This window comes from Alsobacter sp. R-9 (assembly GCF_054612375.1).
Genome location: NZ_JBTSWJ010000003.1, coordinates 349,971 through 367,828, shown reverse-complemented (window position 1 = coordinate 367,828; position 17,858 = coordinate 349,971). Strand labels below are relative to the sequence as shown.

Here is a 17,858-nt window from a genome sequence, read left to right as displayed (position 1 = left end):
CGCGCGTTTCATGCGGGCCCGGCCCCGTTCCGGTTCTTTCAGGCCTCCGGCGTCCGCGCAAGCCGGCTCTCCGCCTCGCGCCGCCACCGCGTCGCCGCCTCCCGGAGACCCGGCCATGCAAACGGTTGCACGGACACCAGTTCAGGCGTTGTCACCGGGCCCCTGCGGTCGAAGCGGTTCCACAGCAGTCCCGCGCCCAGCGCGGTGCCGTCCTTGGACAGGCTCATCGAGACGGACTTTTGCGGTCGCAAGGTCGCCAGCAGGCGGCCGAAAGGCACGTTCAGGGCGAAGCCGCCGTCGACCACGACGGGGGCATCCGTTCCCAGCACGTCCAGGCAGAAATCGGCGCTGAAGGCGGCATAAAGGGCTGCCAGCCCGCGCCTTTCCGCAGGGTCGGTCGGAGGCGGGCCAGCGACATCGCCGCGGCGGGAGGACCCGGGGAAGAGCCCGTCGTCCTCGACGAAGCTGGGATAGGCCCACGTGCCGCGCTGGAGGAGCCGGCCGATCGCGGCCATCGTTTCGTCGTCCGCCGACGGTTGCGATCCCGCGAGGATCGCGTACTCGCGGCCGGTCATGGTGAGCGTCGAGGCGACGGGCTCACCGTCGACGTCGATGTTCGAGACCATCGCCCGGCGCTCGTCGAGCGTCCGCAGCGGGCGGCCGCGGTTGAAGCCGATCATCCACGTGCCGGTGGAGAGCACGGCCGTCCCGGCCATGCCGGAGGCCTTGTAGCGGAAGAGGTTGGCGTTGCTGTCGTGGACACCGCAGAGGATCTGCGTGCCCGGCAAGAGCCCGGTCCGGGCAGCAACCCCCGGGGCCACCGTGCCGAGCACCTCGCCCGCACGGGCCATGGGCGGGAACAGCCTATCCCACCCGTGACGCCGGACGACGGATGAGAGAGCAGCCGCTTCCGGCGCCCACAGGTGCCCCTGCGCAGCCAGCTGCGAGATCTCGCTCGCGGGCCTGCCGCCGAGCCGCCAAGCCATGTACTGCGCGGTCGTCAGGTACCACTTTGCGCTGCGGAAGGCGTCCGGAAAGTCCCGCTCCTGCCACATCAACTGCTTGGCGAGGCGCATGGCGCCGGGCCCGATGCTGCAGAACACCTCGCCATAGGTCGGAGCCTGCGCGGCGTAGGCCTCGTCCAGCCAGGCCGGACACGGCGTCTCGTAGTCCATCATCGGCAGGACCGGGCCCGTCTCGTCGACGAGCAGCGCCCCGCAGCCGTGCGCGGTCGCCACGACCGCCCCGATCGGGTGGCGGGTGGCAAGTTCGCGCAGGGCATCGAGGAAGAAGGCCTCGATCGCCTCGATGTCGATGGAGAGGTAGGGACCGTCCTTCACCGCCTCGTGCGCGCGAGACACGGCCTCGACCGGCCGACCGTCTGCGGAGGCGACGAGCACCTTCAGGTTGGTCTTGCCGATGTCGAGGACGGCGACGCGGGGGCCCTCGGTCATGGGCGCCTCACCCGAACAGCCGCTGCTTCAGCACCGTCATGCCGGTGACGGCGACGAGAATGCCGCCCCAGATGGCGAGCGTCAGGAACTGGCTGAAGTTCAACAGGTTGAAGGCCGACGAGATGATCTGCAGCAGGACGAGCGCGAGGATGAGTCCGCTGACCTTGCCGAACCCGCCCATCGGATTGATGCCACCGAGCACCGCGGCGAGAATCGTCACCAGGAGATAGCTCTCGCCATAGGAGGCGTTGGCGGAGTTGAACCGCGCCATCATCACCACGGCAGCAACCGCGGCGAGCAGGCTGGAGATCAGGTAGACCTTCACGATCACCCGGCGGGTGTCGATACCGGAGAAGCGCGTCGCCTTCTCGTTGGACCCGATCATGTAGATCGCCGTCCCCAGCGGGGTGCGCCCGAGCATGATCGCGACCGGGATGGCAACCAGCGCAAAGACGATCAGCGCCGCGGGCACGCCGAACACCGTGCCGTTGCCGATGAACACGATCGGGTCGGGGAACCCCGAGATGACGTTGCCCCGCGTCATGCCGATGGCGATGCCTTTCACGAGCGTCATCGTGCCGAGCGTGGCGAGGATCGGCGACACGTTCAGGTAGGCGATCACCACGCCGTTGAGGAGGCCGATCACGGCAGCCACGGCGAGGCCCGCGGCCAGCGCCGCCACCTGCCAGAACACCCACGCCGCTCCCTCGGTGCCCGGGATCATGGTCGTGAGGATCCACGCCATCGTCAACGCGCACAGGTTGGCGGTGGAGATGATGGCGAGGTTGATGCCGCCGGAGAGCAGCGTGATCATCATGGCGAGGGACAGGATGCCGAGCTCGGGCATCTGGAACGCCATGGACTGGAGCGCAGCCGGGCTGAAGAGCCGGTCCCCGAGCAGCAGGCCGAAGACGGCGAGCGCCCCGACGATGAGCGCGGCGAGCTTGGCATTGACGCCGTCCCCGCCGAGCACGAGCAGGCGCTGCCATGCGGTTCGGCCGTCGTCGGCGAGGTCGGCGGGGCCCGTGGTCATGCCGTGATGCTTCCCACTCGCTTGCGCCGCATGGCGAGCGCCGTCGACGACACCGACACCAGGATGACGAGCCCGGTGAAGAACTGCGACCAGTAGGAGGAGACCCCGGCCAGGACGAGCCCGTTCTGCATGATGGCGAGGAGCACGAGGCCCAGAACCGTGCCGAGCACGGTGCCGACGCCGCCGAGCAGGCTGGCGCCGCCGAGCACCACCGCCGCCAGCACGTCGAGCTCCTTGCCCACGAGAACCGTCGGCGCGACAGACTGGGCGAGCTGGGCCTGCACCAGCGAAGCCACGCCGGCCATCACGCCCATGTAGCAATACACGAGCAGGTTGAGCCGAAAGACATTGAAGCCCAGCCGTTGTGCCGCGTCCCGGTTCCCGCCGAGCGCGTAGATCTGGCGGCCGATGTTGGTGCGGTTGAGCAAGAGCCACGTTGCGACGAAGCTCAGCACGAGCGCCAGGATCTGCAGGTTGATGGCGTAGGGCATCTCGTTGGCGTCGACGTACTCGAACCACCAGATGCCCTTCGCGAACCAGTCGGCGAGCGAGTAGATGTACTTGCCTCCCGTCACGAAGACGAGCAGGCCGTAGAAGATGTTCAGCGTCGCCACGGTGGCGATGATGCTGGAAATCCGTAGCCCTTCGATGAGGAATGCGTTGACGGCGCCGCACGCCGCGCCGACGAGCATCCCGGCGAGGAACACGCTGACCCAGTCCATGCCATAGGCGTTGGCGAGCGTCATCGCCGCGTATTGCGCGATCGATGCGGTCGCGGTGAAGGAAATGTCGATCCCGCCCGCGATAAGGACGACGAGAAGACCGGCGGCAAGGATGCCGACGAAGGCATTCGAAGTGAGCAGGTCGAAGAGGTTCTGCAGGGTCAGGAAGCTGTCGGTCGTGACCGACAGGAGCGCGGCAAGCGCGAGGATCACCACGAGCAATCGGAACTCGTGCGTCTGGCGGAAGCGTCCGAAAGCCTCACGCATTGACCGCCACCCTCAGTTCCTCCTCCGACGAGCGGTGCGGGCTGAACTCGCCCGTGATGCGCCCGGCGCGCATGATGAGCACACGGTGCGTGTGGTACAGGACCTCCGGAATTTCGTCGGAGATCATGATCACCGCGACGCCCTCCGCTGCGAGCCGCTTGACGATCTCGTAGATGCCGTCCTTGGCACTGATGTCGACGCCCACCGTCGGGCTGTCGAGGATCAGCACCCGCGGCCCCGTCGCCATCCACTTCGCGAGGACGACGCGCTGCTGGTTGCCGCCCGACAGGGTCTTCACCGGGTTCTCCGGGTTGGACACCTTGATCGCGAGGTCTCGAACCCAGCGGCGCACTGTGCTCTGGCGCGTGCCGCCCGGAATGATCCCGAAGGCGCCGGCCAGCTTGTCGATGATGGTGAGGACGAGGTTGGAGGAAATGGGCTGCTCGAGCACGAGCCCGAGCGTGAGCCGGTCCTCGGAGACGTAGGCGATGCCGTTCTCGATCGCCTCCCGGTTGGTGGCGAGCGCCAGCGGCTTCCCGTCGAGCCGGATGGTCCCAGAGTCCGGCGGGTTCATGCCGAAGAGGGAGAGCGCCAGCTCCGTCCGGCCGGACCCGAGGAGGCCCGTGATGCCGAGAATCTCGCCGGCCCTGACCTGCAGCGACACGTCGCGGTAGTCACCGGCGCGGCTCAGGCGCTCGACGTCGAGCACGACGGGCCGATCCGCGAGATCGACATCCTTCAGGTCGTACCGGAATTCCTTCCCGGTCATCAGGACGGCGAGGCGATGGTCACTCATCTCCGCCGCATCGAACGTGCCGACCTTGCGCCCGTCGCGCAGCACGGTGACCCGCTCGGCGACCTCCAGCACCTCGTCGAGCCGATGGCTGACGAAGACGATGCAGATGCCCTGCCGCTTCAGGTCCCGGACGCGGGCGAGCAACGCATCGACCTCATGGCGCGTCAGCGAGGCGGTAGGCTCGTCCATGATCACGAGCTTCGCGTCCGCCGCCATGGCGCGGCTGATTGCGACCAACTGGCGGTTGGCGATGGACAGGTCCTCGACCCTGGCCTCGAGATCGAGCGAAACGCCGATCTTCGCCATCGCCGAGCGCGCCGTGTCGCGGATGCGCGACCAGTCGACCGTACGCAGCCCGCCGAGATGCTGGCCCACGGCGATGTTCTCCGCCACCGTGAGGTTGGGGAAGAGGGACAGGTCCTGGTAGATGACTTGGATTCCATGCCGCGTGCTCTGCACGGGATCGAGGTGCGGGTGCTCCCGGCCCTCGATGATGATCCGCCCGCCCGGCTCCGGCGGTTGGACGCCGGAGATGATCTTGATCAGCGTCGACTTGCCGGAGCCGTTCTCGCCCACGAGGCAGTGGACCTCCCCCGCCTCGAGCGTCAGGTCGACGTCCTCGAGCGCGCGAACGCCGCCGAACCTTTTCGAAATGCGGGACAGTTCCAGGAAGGGCGCCAAGGAGGCCTCTGGATCAAGAGCAGCAGCGAACTCCGCGGCGTGCCGAAGGGTCGCGCGGACAAGGTTGGGCCGGGCGCGGCCGAAGCCGGCCCGGCCACTCCTGGATCAGCCGGTCACAGGCCCTGGGCGATGAGCCCGTCCACGGTCTGCTTGTTGATCTGCATGATCTTGTCGACCTTGATCTGCTTGTTGGCCACGTCGACCGAGGCCTTGCCCAGGCCTGGCACCTCGACGCCGTCCTTGATCTCCTTGCCGTCGAGGACGAGCTTGGCGACCGCGACCATGGCGTAGCCGGCATCCGTCGGGTTCCACAAGAAGCCCTCGCGGATCGTGCCGTCCATGATCAGCGACTTGGCCTGCGACGGAAGCACCGTGCCGACGATCGCGATCTTGTTGCCGAGGCGCTTCTCGCGGACGGCATTACCGGCGCCGATCGGGCCGTTGGAGCCGAAGCCGAGGATGCCCTTCAGGTTCGGATAGGCCTTGATGACGTCGAGCGTCGTCTTGTAGCTCGTGTCGATCTCGTCGGCGCCCGGGAAGCGGTCCGTGACCAGCTTCATCTTGGGGTAGTTCTTCTTCTGGTAGGCGATGGCGGCATCCGCCCACTTGTTGTGGAGCGGCGTGGTGAGCGTGCCGACGTAGACGACGTACTCGCCCTCCTCCTTCATCTCCTTGGCGAGCTTCTGCATCTGGACCTCGCCGAACTTCACCGAATCGATGAGCTCGACGTTCCAGGTGCGGCCTTCCTGCTCGGGACCCTCATGGGTGATGACGGTGATGCCGGCGGCCTGGGCGCGCTTGAGCACCGGCTCGCAGACCTTCACGTCGAGGGGCACGAGGCCGATGACGTTGACCTTCCTGGCGATGAGGTCCTCGAGCAGCTTGACCTGCTGCGCCGGGTCGACGTTGGCCGGGCCGACCATGGTGGCCTGAATCCCGAACTCCTTGCCGCCCTTCTGGACGCCCTTCTCGAGCGCGTTGAACCACGGGATGCCCGCGATCTTGACCACGGTGACCATGGTCTTGCCGGCCTGCGCCGACGCGAGCGAGGGCAGGCCGACGACGCCCGCGGCCGCCGTGCCGCCGAGCAGTGAAAGGACTTCACGCCTGTTCATGGGGTTTCCTCCGTGCGGGCCCGTTGGTGGACCCTTGCTTTTGTCGCGACGGAAGCGGCCCGTGCGAGGGGCGGTGCCTCCGCAGTGCTGATTGTCCCGGACACGCCAGACCCGGCGCGACCGACTCCGCGACCGCCTCCTCGCGGCAGCACGGCCCGAGCATATTTGCCGGGTCGCGTTTCGCCTTCAAGACCGGAACGAGCGGCATTTTCGCAAGCCGGCGACGGGCGGCTTGTCGCCGGTGCCGGCGTGCTGCACCTTCCGGCACGCGTCCCCGGCGAAGAGCCTGCGGGATCGGGGGGGGGGAATTGGCCTCACGCATGGCGGCGATAGCGATCGGGATCGACGTGGGAACCTCGGGCGTCCGGGCGGTGGCGATGGCCGCCGACGGCTCCGTCGTGGCGCGGCATGGTGCGCCACTGCGATCGTCGGGAGGCGGCAGGGCCGCGACAGACCCGCGTGCATGGTGGGCCGCAACCGTCGAATGCCTGCAGGCCGTCACCGCGAAGGCCCGCGCGCGGGATATTGCCGCGCTCAGCGTCGATGCGACCTCAGGGACCCTGCTGGCGGTGGATGAGCGGGGCGCACCCGTCGGCGAGGCGCTTCTCTATTCCGACCCGGTCGAGGATGCCGACCTCGTCGATCTCGTGAACCGTCTCGCGCCGCTCGACAGCCCTGCCCGGGGCACGACGTCGCCGCTCGCGCGGGCGCTGGTGCTGATGCGCCGTCCCGGAGCGGCCCGCGTCCTGCACCAGGCCGACTGGGTGCTGGGCCGGCTCACGGGCCGCACCGACCTCACGGACACGAACAACGCGCTCAAGACCGGCTTCGACCCGGGAGGGGCCGACTGGCCCTCCTGGATCGCCACCACCGGGCTCGACAGCGCCTGCCTGCCGCGCGTGGTGACCCCCGGGACGCCGATCGGTCCCGCGACCGACGCCGCTGCGCATGAAACGGGGCTGCCGGCAACGACGCTCATCTGCGCGGGAACTACCGATGGCTGTGCCGCCTTTCTTGCGGCCGGCGCGTCGGCGCCCGGCGAGGCGGTAACGTCCCTCGGGACGACGCTGGTGCTGAAGGTCGGAGCCGCCCGACCGGTGGGCGACCCGACGCAGGGCATCTACAGCCACCGGCTCGGCGCGATGTGGCTTCCCGGCGGAGCCTCCAACAGCGGGGGCGGTGCGCTGGCTCCGTTCTTCGACGGCGAAGCGATCGCGCGCCTTTCCACGCGGATCGACCCGATGCGCGACAGCGGGCTGGACTACTATCCGCTGCCCCGCCCCGGCGAGCGCTTCCCGGTGAACGATCCCGCGCTCCAGCCGCGGCTCGAGCCGCGACCTGAGGACGATGCGATGTTCCTGCACGGACTGCTGGAAGGCATCGCGCGCATCGAGCGACTGGGCTACGAGCGGCTGGCGGCGCTGGGCGCCCCCTACCCCACCAGCGTACGGAGCGTGGGAGGCGGGGCGGCGAACCCGGTCTGGACCGCGATGCGCGAGCGGATCCTTGGCGTGCCGGTGCTGCCGGCGGCCTCCGAGGACACGGCAGCCGGGGCGGCGCGGCTGGCATGGCAGGGTGCGCGGCAGGCCGGAGTGGCGGCGTGACGGTGGCGCTCGCGGGGGTGGCGGAGCTCGCCACCCGGTTCAAGGTCGCGCTGATCGACCAGTTCGGCGTGTTGCACGATGGCTCGGCGCCCTACCCCGGGGCCGTCGAGGCGCTGTCACGCCTCAAGTCGGCAGGCGTCCGGGTCGCCCTTCTCTCCAACTCCGGCAAACGGTCCGAGCCCAATCGCAGGCGGAACGTCGGGCTGGGCTTCGACCCCACCAGCTGGGATGCACTGGTGACGTCCGGCGAGGTGGCATGGCACATCCTGCATCAGCGACGCAGCAGCACGTCCCGCGAGCGCTGCTACCTGATTGCGCGCGATCGGGACTCGTCCGCCATCCTCGGGCTCGGCTTCGACCCCGCGCCGTCGCCGGCTGAGGCCGACCTGATCCTGATCGCGGGCAGCGAGGGAGACCGCCGCACGCTGGCGGACTACGCGGCGGAACTGGAGCCTGCCGCGCGCACTGGCGTCCCCGCGCTCTGCACAAACCCGGACGACGTCATGCTGACGCGGGTTGGCCCGCGGTTCGGTGCCGGGCGGATCGCGGCGCTCTACCGCGACATGGGCGGGACGGTCACGATGATCGGCAAGCCGTACCCGGAAATCTACCGCTTCGCGCTGCGGCAGTTGGGGGATCCGCCCCTCTCGGACGTCGTGGCCATTGGCGACAGCGTTGCGCACGACATCGCCGGTGCGCGCGGCGCCGGGATGGCGGCGGCGCTGGTGCTGGGGGGCGTCCACAGTCTCGGGGGCGACGAAGGCGGGCCGGAGCCCGACTTCACGCTGCCGGCGTTCCGCTGGTGACGCTGCCTCACGGCATGTAGGCGCCGCCATTCACCCACAGCGTCTGGCCGGTCATGTAGCGGCTGCCAGGCCCCAGGAGGAACAGGATCGGGCCCACGACGTCCTCAGGCACGGCAATGCGCTTCAGCGGCATCATCGCGCTGTAGGCGGCGATGTCGATCGTGGTCTGGCCATCCTCGTCGGAGCGGCCCGTGCCGCCGCGCAGGAAGGCGGTGTCGACGGCCCCCGGCGCGACGCAGTTGCAGCGCACGGTGGGTGCGTGTTCCAGCGCCAGCGTCTTGGTGAGCGCGATCATGCCGGCCTTGGCCGCGGCATACGGGCCGTAGTGCGGACGGATGAACTGCGCGAGGCCCGACGCGATGTTGACGAGGCTCGGCCCCTCCCCCTTCTCCAGCAGCGGCATCGCCGCCGCGCAGGCGAGGAAGGTGGTGCGCAGGTTTCCCTCGATCGTGGTGTCGAAGACGTCCGCCGTCACGTCGCGCAGCGGCTTCATGCCCATCATGAAGCCGGCGAGATTGACGAACCCGTCGAGCGCGCCCCAGGCCATTTCGAGGTGGGCGAAAGCCTCTTTCACGGATCCTTCGCTGTTCCCCTCGACGGGGATCGCCAGAACGCCATCGGGCGGGGGATGGCGCTCCAGCGAGGCGGGCAGGTCGAGCACGGCGACCGTGTCACCCTGCCCGACCAGGGCGGCGACGAGGCTGCGGCCGATGCCGCCGCAGCCTCCCAGAACGGCAACCCTCATGATGCAGGTCCTGCCGTCGCGCTCAGCTCTGCGGGCACGGGTCGGCCGCATGCTGGTCGAACAGATTCCACTTCAGGTCCTTGATCTCGATGACGAAGCCAGGCAGCTGCGCATCGCGGGCGGCGTTGAAGCAGGTGTTGTCGCCCGTGACGCCGGTGAACCGGATGCCCTTCATCGCATCACGCACGGCGGTACGCTCGGCCGCGATCTTGGACGGATCGCCGGTGACGTTGGCCTTCTCCATGGCCTGCTTCAGCAGGTAGACGATGTCGTAGGCCTGCGCGTCCGTGTGGTGCGGGACCTTCTTGTTGGCGAGGCCGCGCTTGGCGTTCTCCTCGGCGAACTTCCTGGTGAAGCTGCGCGTCGCGTCGTTGCGGTCGGACCAGTAGCCGGCGACGATGAGCAGGCCGTCGGCGTCGCGGCCGAAGAGGTCGAGCGCATTCGGGTCGGCGAAGATCTGCGAGCCGATCACGCGACCCTGGAAGCCCTGGCGGCGCAACTCCTTGATGACCTTGCCGGCGCTGTCGGGCGTGGCGGCCAGCGCCACGACGTCGGGCTTGCGCTCGATGATCTGCGCCACCTGCGGCGCGACGTCGAAGCTCTTGTACTGCACCGCGACCGGCTCGCCGAAGGCGATGTTGTTGGCCTTGAAGATCGCCGGGTAGAACTGGGTGCCGGAGATGTTGGAGACGCGCTCGTCCGAGACATAGATGATCTCGGCCTTCTCGAGCTTGATGTTCTTGTTGCGCAGCGTGTTGATGAGGCGCGTGAACTGCTTGCCTTCGTCCGCCGTGAGGCGCCACGCATAGCTGAAGTTGGCGGTGAGGCCGGGCGTGGAGGCCGCATTGGGCATCTGCACGATGCCGAGGCGCTCGCCCACGGGGAAGGCCACGGCGGCCTCGCCGGACGAGAACGGGCCGATGATGGCCAGCGCATTGTCGTCCTGCACGAACTTCTGCGTCGCCGTCGCGGCCTGCTTGGGATCGGAGCCCGTGTCGAACTTCACGAGCTTGATCTTCTTGCCGTTGATGCCGCCCTTGGCGTTGATCTCCTCGACCGCGATGTCGACCGAGGTCTCGGTCGCCTCTCCCACCGTCTTGAGCGGGCCGGACTTCACCATCGCGAGGCCCAGCACGATCTCCTGGGCCGAGGCCGTCGCGGCCCAGCCGAACGCCGCGGCGGTCGCCGCGGTGAGGAGCAGTGTCTTCAGTCGGAATGCCATTGTCCCTCTCCCTTTTGACCCGGCCGCGCCTCAGGCGTGACCGAGATAAGCCGCCGCGAGGCGATCGCTCTGCCGCAGTTCCTCGGCGGGCCCCTCGAGGACCACGCGCCCGAGTTCCATGACGAGGCCGCGCGAAGCGACCTCGAGTGCCATGTGGGTGTTCTGCTCGACGAGCAGGATGGCGATCCCCTCGCCCCGCAGGGCGGTGATCAGCCCGAAGAGGCGCTCGACGAGCAGCGGCGACAAGCCGAGCGACGGCTCGTCGAGCATCATCAGCTTGGGCCGCGCCAGCAGGGCACGGCTGATCGCCAGCATCTGCTGTTCGCCGCCCGAAAGCACGGAGGCCGGCATCAACCGACGCGCTGCGAGGTTGGGGAAGCGATCGTAGATGGCGTCGATGTCGCGGCTCACTTCGCCGTCGTCGCGACAGTACGCGCCCATCTGCAGGTTCTCGTGCACCGTGAGGCTCAGCACGATCTGCCGGCCCTCCGGCACGAGCGCGAGGTTGCGGCGCAGCCGCTGCGGCGGCGACAGGCGCGTGATGTCGTGCCCGTCGAAGATGACCTTTCCGCCCGCCGCCGGCACGAGCCCCTGGAGCGCGCGCAGCAGCGACGTCTTGCCGGCCCCGTTCGAGCCGAGCACCGTCACGATTTCGTCCGAGGCGACGGACAGGGAGACGCCGCGCACGGCGTGCGTGCGGCCGTAGCGGACGTCGAGCGCCTCGACCTCAAGCAGCACGGCCGGCCTCCCCGGTCGTCCCGACGCGGCGCGTGCCGAGATAGGCCTCGCGCACCGCCTCGTCCTCCTGCACGCCGCGCGTCGGCCCGTCGTAGATCAGGCGACCGAAGTTGAGCACGACGGTCCGCTCGCACAGGTCGTGCACGAAGGACATGTCGTGCTCCACGACCAGGAGCGTCAGTCCGTCTGCCGAAATCCCCTTGAGAAAGGCCGACAGCTCGGCCGTCTCGCGCGGGTTCAGGCCCGCCGCGGGCTCGTCGAGCATCAGCAAGCGCGGACGATTCATCAGCGCACGGACGACCTCGATCTTCTTGCGCACGCCGTAAGGCAGGCCGGACACGGCAGCATCCGGATCGACGTCGATCCCCGCCTCGCGCAGGCGCTCCTCCGCCATGCGGCGCCAGCGTCCGTTGCGCTGCCACGCGATGGGGGCGAGGAGGTCCGCGAGCCCCGCCTGCGCATGCTGGCCGAGCATCACGTTCTCGACGACCGAGAGATGCGGCATGAGCCGGATGTTCTGGAAGGAGCGCGACAGCCCGGCGGCGATGCGCTTGCGCGGCGGCAGCGCGTCGATGACCGTCCCGTCGAGCGAGATCGCCCCTCCGTCGATGGGGTAGACGCCCGAAATCAGGTTGAAGAGCGTGGTCTTGCCCGCGCCATTGGGTCCGATGAGGGCCATGCGCGAGCCACGCGGCACGTCGAAGCTCACATCGTCGGTGACGGTGAGGCCGCCGAAGCGCTTCACAAGGTTGGCGATGCGCAGGATCGCGTCAGCCGGCATGGCGCTCTCCCAGCACGTCCTTGCGGCCTCCGAGCCACTGGCGCGGGGACAACCGCGCCACCAGCGACCGGGTGACGATTCCCTCCGGGCGGACCACCATCATCAGCACGATGGCGGCGCCGAACACGACGTAGCGCCACGAGCCGCCGACGCGCAGGACCTCCGGGATCAGCGTGAAGAAGAGGCTCCCGACAAGCGGGCCCCAGGCCGTCTGCGTTCCCCCGATCAGCACGAACAGCAGGACGTAGATCGACAGCAGCGCGTTGAAATACTGCGCCTCGACGAAGCTGAAGTGGTGCGCATAGAGGGCGCCCGACAGGCCGGCCAGAGCCCCGCCCAGCGTGAAGGCGAACACCTGCATGGCCCGCACGTTCACGCCCATCAACGTGGCGACGGGCTCGTCGTCGTGGATCGAGCGCATGGCGAGGCCGATGCGAGTCGCCATGAGGTAGAACACCAGCAACGTCACCAGAACGGCAGAGACGATCAGCAGCGGGACGCCGACGTGATCGGGGACCACCATGCCGATGGCGCCGCCGAAGGTTGTGGAGCGGAGCAAAAAGCCGGCCACCACCTCCGCGAAGGCGAAGGTGGCCAGTACCATGTAGACGCCGCGCGTTCGCAGCACCGGAAACGAGATGAGGAAGCCGACCAGTGCCGTGATCGCCATCGCCGCCGGAATGGTGACCCACACCGGCTGCATTGCGACGCTGGAAAGGTAAGCCGCGCCGTACGCGCCGATCGCCTGGAATCCCGCTCCGCCCAGGTTCAGCTGCCCGGCGGCGGCGGTCACGAAAATGGCGTAGGCGAAGATGAGGTTGATGCACAGGATCGCGACGATCCCGGCCATGTAGCCGCTCATGCCGAGCCTCCCCTCGCAAGGGGGCGCGGGCGGACGGAAGGCTGCCGGCGTCCAGCCATCACATCTTTCCCTTGCCGATGGAGGCTGCGCCGAACAGGCCCTGCGGCCGCAGGATGATGACGGCGAGGAGCAGGCCCCACACCACCATCTGCACGCTGTCGCCGCCGAACAGGTGGATCGACAGCGTCTCTGTGAGGCCGACGAGCAAGCCGCCGGCAATGGCGCCCCAGATGGAGCCGAGCCCGCCTAGCACCATCGCGGCGATGGCCTTCGTACCGACGTGGTCTCCCATGAAGGGAGAGACATCGCCGTAGTTGATGGTGAAGAGCGCGCCTGCCACGCCCGCCAGCAGCCCGGTGAGGATGAAGACGACCGGAACGATGCGGGTCACCTCGACGCCGAGCAGCGAGGCGGTGTCGGGGTTCTCGGCGATGGTGCGCAGGGCCCGGCCCATCCGTGTGCGCTTCAGGATGTAGGTCAACACCGCCACGATCGCGACGGCCAGCGCCAGGCTCATCAACTGGGCGCCGCCGAGCACGACGCCGAAGACGTGGATGTCGGCCTTGAACGGGACGGCGAAGCGCTGGGACTCCGAGCCGAGCGCGATCAGCACGAGATGCTCGAAGATCAGCAGGAAGCCAAGGGAGGACACCAGCGGAATGGCGTGCTCCGTCGCGTCGCCGTGCTTGGTCTTGAGGTAGCGGAACGTAAAGCGCTCGACGATCAGCGACGCCGCCACTGCCGCCGCCACCCCGAGGACCAGCGCGACGAGCCACGACCAGCCGCCGGCAAACCCGAGCCATCCGCGCGAGACGAGGCCCCAGGCGACCATGCCGGTCAGCATGAACAGCGTCGGGATGGTGAAGTTGAGGAAGTTCAGCACGCCGATGGTCAGCGTGAAGGCCATCGCCACCGTCATGTAGATGGCGCCGAGCATCAGGCCCGAAACGATCTGCTGGGCGATCACCTTTCCGCCAATCAGCACTGCGACGGCGAAGAGAGCCACGCAGGCGGCCGCGACGGCAGCAGGCTTGCCGAGCGAGGGCCTGACCCTCGGTGCGGGGGCGGCAGCGTCCGTCACGACGCGCCGCCCGGCGGGATATGCGTGGCGTGCTGGCCCCGGTAGCAGGCGGCCACCTCCTCGCGCGTCGCCCACCACACGCCATCGAAGCCCTTCGCATAGGCGAGGAACTGGCGCAGCAGGTTGATGCGGTGCGGCACGCCGATGACATGCGGGTGCAACCCGACGTTCATCATCATCCCCGTCCGCGCCCCTTCGGCATACAGCACGTCGAACTGCTCCTTGAGGGCGTCGAGCGCAGCGGCGTTGGTGAGGCCGCGGCGGGCGAGCAGGGTGAAGTCGTTCATCTCGATGGAATAGGGCACGCCGACGATCGGACCAGAGGGGGTATCGATCATGTAGGGCTGGTCGTCGTTCATCAGGTCGCACCAGAACTCCAGCCCGTTCTCCGCGAGAATGGCCGGCGTGTTGGTGGTCCCGCGCAGCGACGACGAAAGCCAGCCCTTCGCCTTGAGGCCCGTCACCGATTCGTAGACCCGCAGCGTCTCGCCGATGACCCGGCGCTCTTCCTCGGGCTTGTGCTGGAGATGGCAGAGCAACTCGCCCTGCTCGTAGTTGTGCGGGATGAGCTCGAAGCCGCGCGACAGCGCGCCGTCGATCACCGCGCGACGTTCCAGTGCCATCTTGGCGTTCATGGTGCAGCTGGCACGGACGCCGGCCTCGGTGAAGGCGTCGAACAGCCGCCACGCGCCGACCCGCTGGCCGTACTCCCGCCAGGACCAGTTCGGGAAGTCGGGGATGTTGCCGGGCAGCATGTCCGGCAGGATGGGCGGCCCGCCCGCATAGTAGGGCGCGCTCGTGTCCTTCACGAGGTCCCAGTACTCGAGGTTGATGGTGACGATCAGAGCCAGCCGCTTGCCGTCGGGCCAGCGCAGCGGACCGCGCATCGGCATGGGCACGAAGGGATAGCGCATCGTCACCTCGTCCAGTCACCCGGCTTGCCCGGCCCTCCGGCAGCGGCCGCGATGTCCCTTGTCGGGCGGGCCGAAGCCGGTCATGTTTGTCCGGACAACTGCATGATGACCGGCCCGCGCGGCCTGTCAAGGAAGCCTCGTCGGACAGGTACCATGAGCAATAAAGTGCTGATCGTCGGAGCCGGCCCGGTGGGCCTCGTCGCGGCCCGCCTGCTGGTCGAAGCCGGCATCCCGGTGACGGTCGTCGAGGCGGCGGCGCAGCTCCCTCGAGACCTGCGGGCGTCGACCTTCCATCCGCCGACCCTCGACATGCTGGAGCGCTTCGGCGTCGTGGACAGCATGATCGCGCAGGGCCTGATCTGCCCCACGTGGCAGTTCCGCGACCGGACCGAGGGAGTCGTCGCCACCTTCGAGCTCGACCGCCTCAAGGACGAGACGAACCACCCCTACCGGCTCCAGTGCGAGCAGTGGCGGCTCGGCGAGATGCTCTACGAGCAGCTCGAAGGCTCTGACCTCGCCGAGGTGAGGCTCGGCACGAAGGCGACCGCAGTCCGCCAGAATGACGACGGCGTCGCGCTCGACGTGACGCTTCCGGACGGGTCGCAGGAGACCCTGACGGGGGCCTTCTGCGTCGGGGCGGACGGGATCGGCAGCGTGGTGCGGCGCACCATGGGCGCCGCGTTCGACGGGCTGACCATCCCCGAGATCTTCCTGACCCTGTCGACCACCTACGATTTCCGCGAGGCGATGCCGGACATCGCCAACATCTCCTACATCTCCGACCCGACCGAGTGGTTCGTGCTGATCCGCACCGCCCGCGTGTGGCGGGCGCTTTTCCCCGTCGATCCGACGCTCTCGGATGCGGAGGTGACGTCTGCCGAGCGCGGCGAGCGGCTGCTGCAGGGGGCCGCGAAGCGCGACGTGCCCTACGAGGTCCTGCACCGGACGGCCTACCGCGTGCACGAGCGCGTGGCGTCCTACTATGTCGCCGGGCGCCTGCTGATCGCCGGCGACGCGGCGCACGTGAACAATCCGCTCGGCGGGATGGGCCTCAACGGCGGCATCCACGACGCGTTCAACCTCGCCGCCGCGCTGACGCAGGTTCTGCAGGGCGCACCGCTCGATACGCTCAAGCGCTACGAGCGCCAGCGCCGAAAGGTCGCCCTCGACGTCGTGCAGCAGACGACGCTGCGCAACCGGGCCATCCTGAACACCCGGGAGCCGGCGGCCAGGCAGGCCTACTACGACGATCTGCGCCGGACGGTGGCAGATCCGGCTGCGCACAAGGCCTATCTGCTGCGCACCTCGATGATCCAGTCGCTGCGCGACGTCGCGCTGATCGACTGAGCGAGGCGGTCAGACCCGGCCGTCGCGCCCACAGCAGGCCGGGCGAAATCCTCCCCCGGTCCGGTGGACGCGAAGTCCTGCGCTGCGCAAATGCGCGGGGACGAGAATGACGTCGTCGGCTGCGGCACGCTCCAGCAAGCCGGTGCGCGTATCCCGTGCGACACCCGCGTCGCAACAGAAGGCGCTCGACCACTCGGGGCGAATCACCTGTGCCGGGCTGTGGATGGCGTCGCCGCAGAACACCAGCCGCGTCCCGGCCGACGTGGCCACGTCGAGCCCCACCTGGCCCGGCGAGTGGCCGGGCAGCGGGATCACCGCGGCGTTCCCGGCGATGTCGTCGCCTGGCTGCACCGGCACGGCGCGGCCGGCCTCCACGATCGGCAGGACGCTGTCGAGGAAGGAGCCGTGGCCGATGGAGGGATCGCGCGCTGTTTCCGCCGACCAATGTTCGAGATCCGCGCGGCCCATGACGTAGCGGGCCCGGGGGAACGTCGGCACCCAGCGTCCGTCCTCCCGGCGCGTGTTCCAGCCGACATGGTCGGCATGGAGGTGCGTGCACATCACGACGTCGACGTCCTCCGGCCGGCAGCCGGCGGCGGCGAGGCGGTCAAGGTAGCCGCTGGCGGCGCGGTCGTTCCATTCCGCGCGGCGCGGCCGCGGCTTGCCCTCGCCGACGCAGGTGTCGACGAGGATCGTGAGCCCGCCCGTGCGGACGACGTGGGTCTGCACGGCCAGCAGCACGGTCCCGGCATCGAGATCGACGTGACCCGCGAGTTCGGCGCGATGCGCCTCCAGCGCCGCGGCAGCCGCATCGGGGAAGAGAAACCCCAGCGGCAGGGCGAAGGGGTCGAGGTCGATCACGCGGTGGACGCTCACGTCCCCGATGGCGAGATCGGGTGCAGCCTGGGCCAACAGTGGTCCCGCCATCAGAACTCGGCCAGCAGGCGGCCAAAGCCGTCCATCTGATCCGTGATGCCGTTGGCGCGCAGCGCGTGCCAGTAGGTCGCGGTGTTGATGGCGATGACCGGCTTGCCGAGCCACATCTCGGCAAAGGCCGCGAGCCTCACCATGGAGAGGTTGGTGCCCACCTGCACGATCGCGTCGACGTCGTCGCCGTCGAGGCGCTTGATGGCGTCGCGGATGGTGATGTCGTCGACCTCCGCGATGGCCGTCCACGAGCGGCACTGCAACGGCACGTCGCGGACGGTCTCGAAGCCCATGTCGCCGAAGTAGCGGGCGACCTCGGTGTTCATCACCGGCCAGTAGGGCGACAGGATCGCGATCCGCCTCACGCCGCCATAGGCGCGCAGCGCGGCCGTGCAGGCGTGGCTGCCGACCGAGATCTTCACCCCGGACACGTCCTCGACCTGCTTGACGAAGGCGTCGGCCCCCTTGGCGCCGTTGAAGAAGGTCACGGCCGACATGCCCATGACGAGGTAGTCGGGCGAGCAGGTCATCACGCTGCGCACGGCATCCAGCACATTGGAGGCGATCACCTCAGCACCGGCGCGGAAGCTCTCGTTGGAGACCGCGTTGGCGTTGGGCGTGAAGATGCGGCTGTAGTGGTTGGTGACGCCGCGCGGACGCATGGCGTCGAAGTCCGGCTGGACGATGGTGTTCGTCGAGGGCCCGAGGACGCCGAACTTCTTCCGCCAGCCCTGGTGGTCGACCATCTTGCGCTCCTTGCGTC

17 protein-coding genes are annotated in these 17,858 nt (G+C 68.8%); 3 read left to right on the top strand and 14 right to left on the bottom strand.

The window, feature by feature from the left end:
• Positions 1-38: 38 nt before the first annotated feature.
• The 5 genes from ACX9GQ_RS07270 to ACX9GQ_RS07250 form a co-directional block, all read right to left on the bottom strand.
• Positions 39-1,454, bottom strand: coding sequence for an FGGY-family carbohydrate kinase (locus ACX9GQ_RS07270; protein ID WP_459628837.1), 1,416 nt, complete (start codon positions 1,452-1,454; stop codon positions 39-41).
• A gap of 7 nt (positions 1,455-1,461) precedes the next feature.
• On the bottom strand, positions 1,462-2,487 hold the full coding sequence (locus ACX9GQ_RS07265) for an ABC transporter permease (protein ID WP_459628836.1): 1,026 nt from the start codon (positions 2,485-2,487) through the stop codon (positions 1,462-1,464).
• Entirely contained in the window at positions 2,484-3,476 is a 993-nt protein-coding gene (locus tag ACX9GQ_RS07260) for an ABC transporter permease (protein WP_459628835.1), read from the bottom strand. Before ACX9GQ_RS07260 ends, ACX9GQ_RS07265 begins: the two co-directional genes overlap by 4 nt.
• Positions 3,469-4,953, bottom strand: a complete 1,485-nt coding sequence (locus tag ACX9GQ_RS07255; protein ID WP_459628834.1) for a sugar ABC transporter ATP-binding protein — start codon at positions 4,951-4,953, stop codon at positions 3,469-3,471. Before ACX9GQ_RS07255 ends, ACX9GQ_RS07260 begins: the two co-directional genes overlap by 8 nt.
• Before the next feature lie 113 nt (positions 4,954-5,066).
• On the bottom strand, positions 5,067-6,068 hold the full coding sequence (locus ACX9GQ_RS07250) for a substrate-binding domain-containing protein (protein ID WP_459628833.1): 1,002 nt from the start codon (positions 6,066-6,068) through the stop codon (positions 5,067-5,069).
• A 320-nt stretch (positions 6,069-6,388) separates the two neighbouring features.
• On the opposite strand from ACX9GQ_RS07250, the gene ACX9GQ_RS07245 reads away from it, so the two are divergent.
• Together ACX9GQ_RS07245 and ACX9GQ_RS07240 are read left to right on the top strand one after the other, a co-directional pair.
• Positions 6,389-7,672 carry an FGGY-family carbohydrate kinase gene (locus tag ACX9GQ_RS07245; RefSeq protein ID WP_459628832.1) on the top strand — a complete coding sequence of 428 codons (1,284 nt, stop codon included), beginning with the start codon at positions 6,389-6,391 and terminating at the stop codon, positions 7,670-7,672.
• Positions 7,636-8,478 (top strand): TIGR01459 family HAD-type hydrolase, encoded by an 843-nt coding sequence (locus ACX9GQ_RS07240; protein ID WP_459628831.1) that lies wholly within the window; start codon positions 7,636-7,638, stop codon positions 8,476-8,478. Before ACX9GQ_RS07245 ends, ACX9GQ_RS07240 begins: the two co-directional genes overlap by 37 nt.
• Positions 8,479-8,485: 7 nt before the next feature.
• Here the strand turns inward: ACX9GQ_RS07240 and ACX9GQ_RS07235 are convergent, their stop codons facing one another.
• From ACX9GQ_RS07235 to ACX9GQ_RS07205, 7 genes are read right to left on the bottom strand one after another with little or no spacing between them, the layout of a single operon-like run.
• The gene (locus tag ACX9GQ_RS07235; protein ID WP_459628830.1) at positions 8,486-9,223 is read right to left on the bottom strand and encodes an SDR family NAD(P)-dependent oxidoreductase; all 738 of its coding nucleotides are present in this window, start codon (positions 9,221-9,223) and stop codon (positions 8,486-8,488) included.
• A gap of 22 nt (positions 9,224-9,245) precedes the next feature.
• Entirely contained in the window at positions 9,246-10,445 is a 1,200-nt protein-coding gene (locus tag ACX9GQ_RS07230) for an ABC transporter substrate-binding protein (protein ID WP_459628829.1), read from the bottom strand.
• A 30-nt stretch (positions 10,446-10,475) separates the two neighbouring features.
• Positions 10,476-11,180 carry an ABC transporter ATP-binding protein gene (locus ACX9GQ_RS07225; protein WP_459628992.1) on the bottom strand — a complete coding sequence of 235 codons (705 nt, stop codon included), beginning with the start codon at positions 11,178-11,180 and terminating at the stop codon, positions 10,476-10,478.
• The gene (locus tag ACX9GQ_RS07220; protein ID WP_459628828.1) at positions 11,173-11,964 is read right to left on the bottom strand and encodes an ABC transporter ATP-binding protein; all 792 of its coding nucleotides are present in this window, start codon (positions 11,962-11,964) and stop codon (positions 11,173-11,175) included. The genes ACX9GQ_RS07225 and ACX9GQ_RS07220 overlap by 8 nt, the downstream gene beginning before the upstream one ends.
• Positions 11,954-12,826 (bottom strand): branched-chain amino acid ABC transporter permease, encoded by an 873-nt coding sequence (locus ACX9GQ_RS07215; RefSeq protein ID WP_459628827.1) that lies wholly within the window; start codon positions 12,824-12,826, stop codon positions 11,954-11,956. Before ACX9GQ_RS07215 ends, ACX9GQ_RS07220 begins: the two co-directional genes overlap by 11 nt.
• 58 nt (positions 12,827-12,884) lie before the next feature.
• A complete protein-coding gene (locus tag ACX9GQ_RS07210; protein WP_459628826.1) occupies positions 12,885-13,907 on the bottom strand; it encodes a branched-chain amino acid ABC transporter permease in 1,023 nt (340 codons plus the stop codon).
• A complete protein-coding gene (locus tag ACX9GQ_RS07205; protein WP_459628825.1) occupies positions 13,904-14,821 on the bottom strand; it encodes a polysaccharide deacetylase family protein in 918 nt (305 codons plus the stop codon). The genes ACX9GQ_RS07210 and ACX9GQ_RS07205 overlap by 4 nt, the downstream gene beginning before the upstream one ends.
• 153 nt (positions 14,822-14,974) lie before the next feature.
• Between ACX9GQ_RS07205 and ACX9GQ_RS07200 the strand changes: the two genes are divergently transcribed.
• On the top strand, positions 14,975-16,168 hold the full coding sequence (locus tag ACX9GQ_RS07200; protein WP_459628824.1) for an FAD-dependent oxidoreductase: 1,194 nt from the start codon (positions 14,975-14,977) through the stop codon (positions 16,166-16,168).
• 9 nt (positions 16,169-16,177) lie between these two features.
• Here ACX9GQ_RS07200 and ACX9GQ_RS07195 read toward each other — a convergent pair whose 3' ends face one another.
• Both ACX9GQ_RS07195 and ACX9GQ_RS07190 read right to left on the bottom strand, forming a co-directional pair.
• On the bottom strand, positions 16,178-17,095 hold the full coding sequence (locus ACX9GQ_RS07195) for an MBL fold metallo-hydrolase (protein WP_459628823.1): 918 nt from the start codon (positions 17,093-17,095) through the stop codon (positions 16,178-16,180).
• Positions 17,095-17,841 carry a maleate cis-trans isomerase family protein gene (locus ACX9GQ_RS07190; protein WP_459628822.1) on the bottom strand — a complete coding sequence of 249 codons (747 nt, stop codon included), beginning with the start codon at positions 17,839-17,841 and terminating at the stop codon, positions 17,095-17,097. Before ACX9GQ_RS07190 ends, ACX9GQ_RS07195 begins: the two co-directional genes overlap by 1 nt.
• Positions 17,842-17,858: the final 17 nt, after the last annotated feature.

Bases quoted from the DNA above. Each gene is read 5' to 3' on its own strand.
- ACX9GQ_RS07205 (WP_459628825.1), bottom strand. From the start codon at position 14,821: ATGCGCTATCCCTTCGTGCCCATGCCGATGCGCGGTCCGCTGCGCTGG.
- ACX9GQ_RS07235 (WP_459628830.1), bottom strand. From the start codon at position 9,223: ATGAGGGTTGCCGTTCTGGGAGGCTGCGGCGGCATCGGCCGCAGCCTC.
- ACX9GQ_RS07215 (WP_459628827.1), bottom strand. From the start codon at position 12,826: ATGAGCGGCTACATGGCCGGGATCGTCGCGATCCTGTGCATCAACCTC.
- ACX9GQ_RS07230 (WP_459628829.1), bottom strand. From the start codon at position 10,445: ATGGCATTCCGACTGAAGACACTGCTCCTCACCGCGGCGACCGCCGCG.
- ACX9GQ_RS07260 (WP_459628835.1), bottom strand. From the start codon at position 3,476: ATGCGTGAGGCTTTCGGACGCTTCCGCCAGACGCACGAGTTCCGATTG.
- ACX9GQ_RS07195 (WP_459628823.1), bottom strand. From the start codon at position 17,095: ATGGCGGGACCACTGTTGGCCCAGGCTGCACCCGATCTCGCCATCGGG.
- ACX9GQ_RS07245 (WP_459628832.1), top strand. From the start codon at position 6,389: ATGGCGGCGATAGCGATCGGGATCGACGTGGGAACCTCGGGCGTCCGG.
- ACX9GQ_RS07250 (WP_459628833.1), bottom strand. From the start codon at position 6,068: ATGAACAGGCGTGAAGTCCTTTCACTGCTCGGCGGCACGGCGGCCGCG.
- ACX9GQ_RS07190 (WP_459628822.1), bottom strand. From the start codon at position 17,841: ATGGTCGACCACCAGGGCTGGCGGAAGAAGTTCGGCGTCCTCGGGCCC.
- ACX9GQ_RS07240 (WP_459628831.1), top strand. From the start codon at position 7,636: ATGGCAGGGTGCGCGGCAGGCCGGAGTGGCGGCGTGACGGTGGCGCTC.
- ACX9GQ_RS07200 (WP_459628824.1), top strand. From the start codon at position 14,975: ATGAGCAATAAAGTGCTGATCGTCGGAGCCGGCCCGGTGGGCCTCGTC.
- ACX9GQ_RS07270 (WP_459628837.1), bottom strand. From the start codon at position 1,454: ATGACCGAGGGCCCCCGCGTCGCCGTCCTCGACATCGGCAAGACCAAC.
- ACX9GQ_RS07265 (WP_459628836.1), bottom strand. From the start codon at position 2,487: ATGACCACGGGCCCCGCCGACCTCGCCGACGACGGCCGAACCGCATGG.
- ACX9GQ_RS07220 (WP_459628828.1), bottom strand. From the start codon at position 11,964: ATGCCGGCTGACGCGATCCTGCGCATCGCCAACCTTGTGAAGCGCTTC.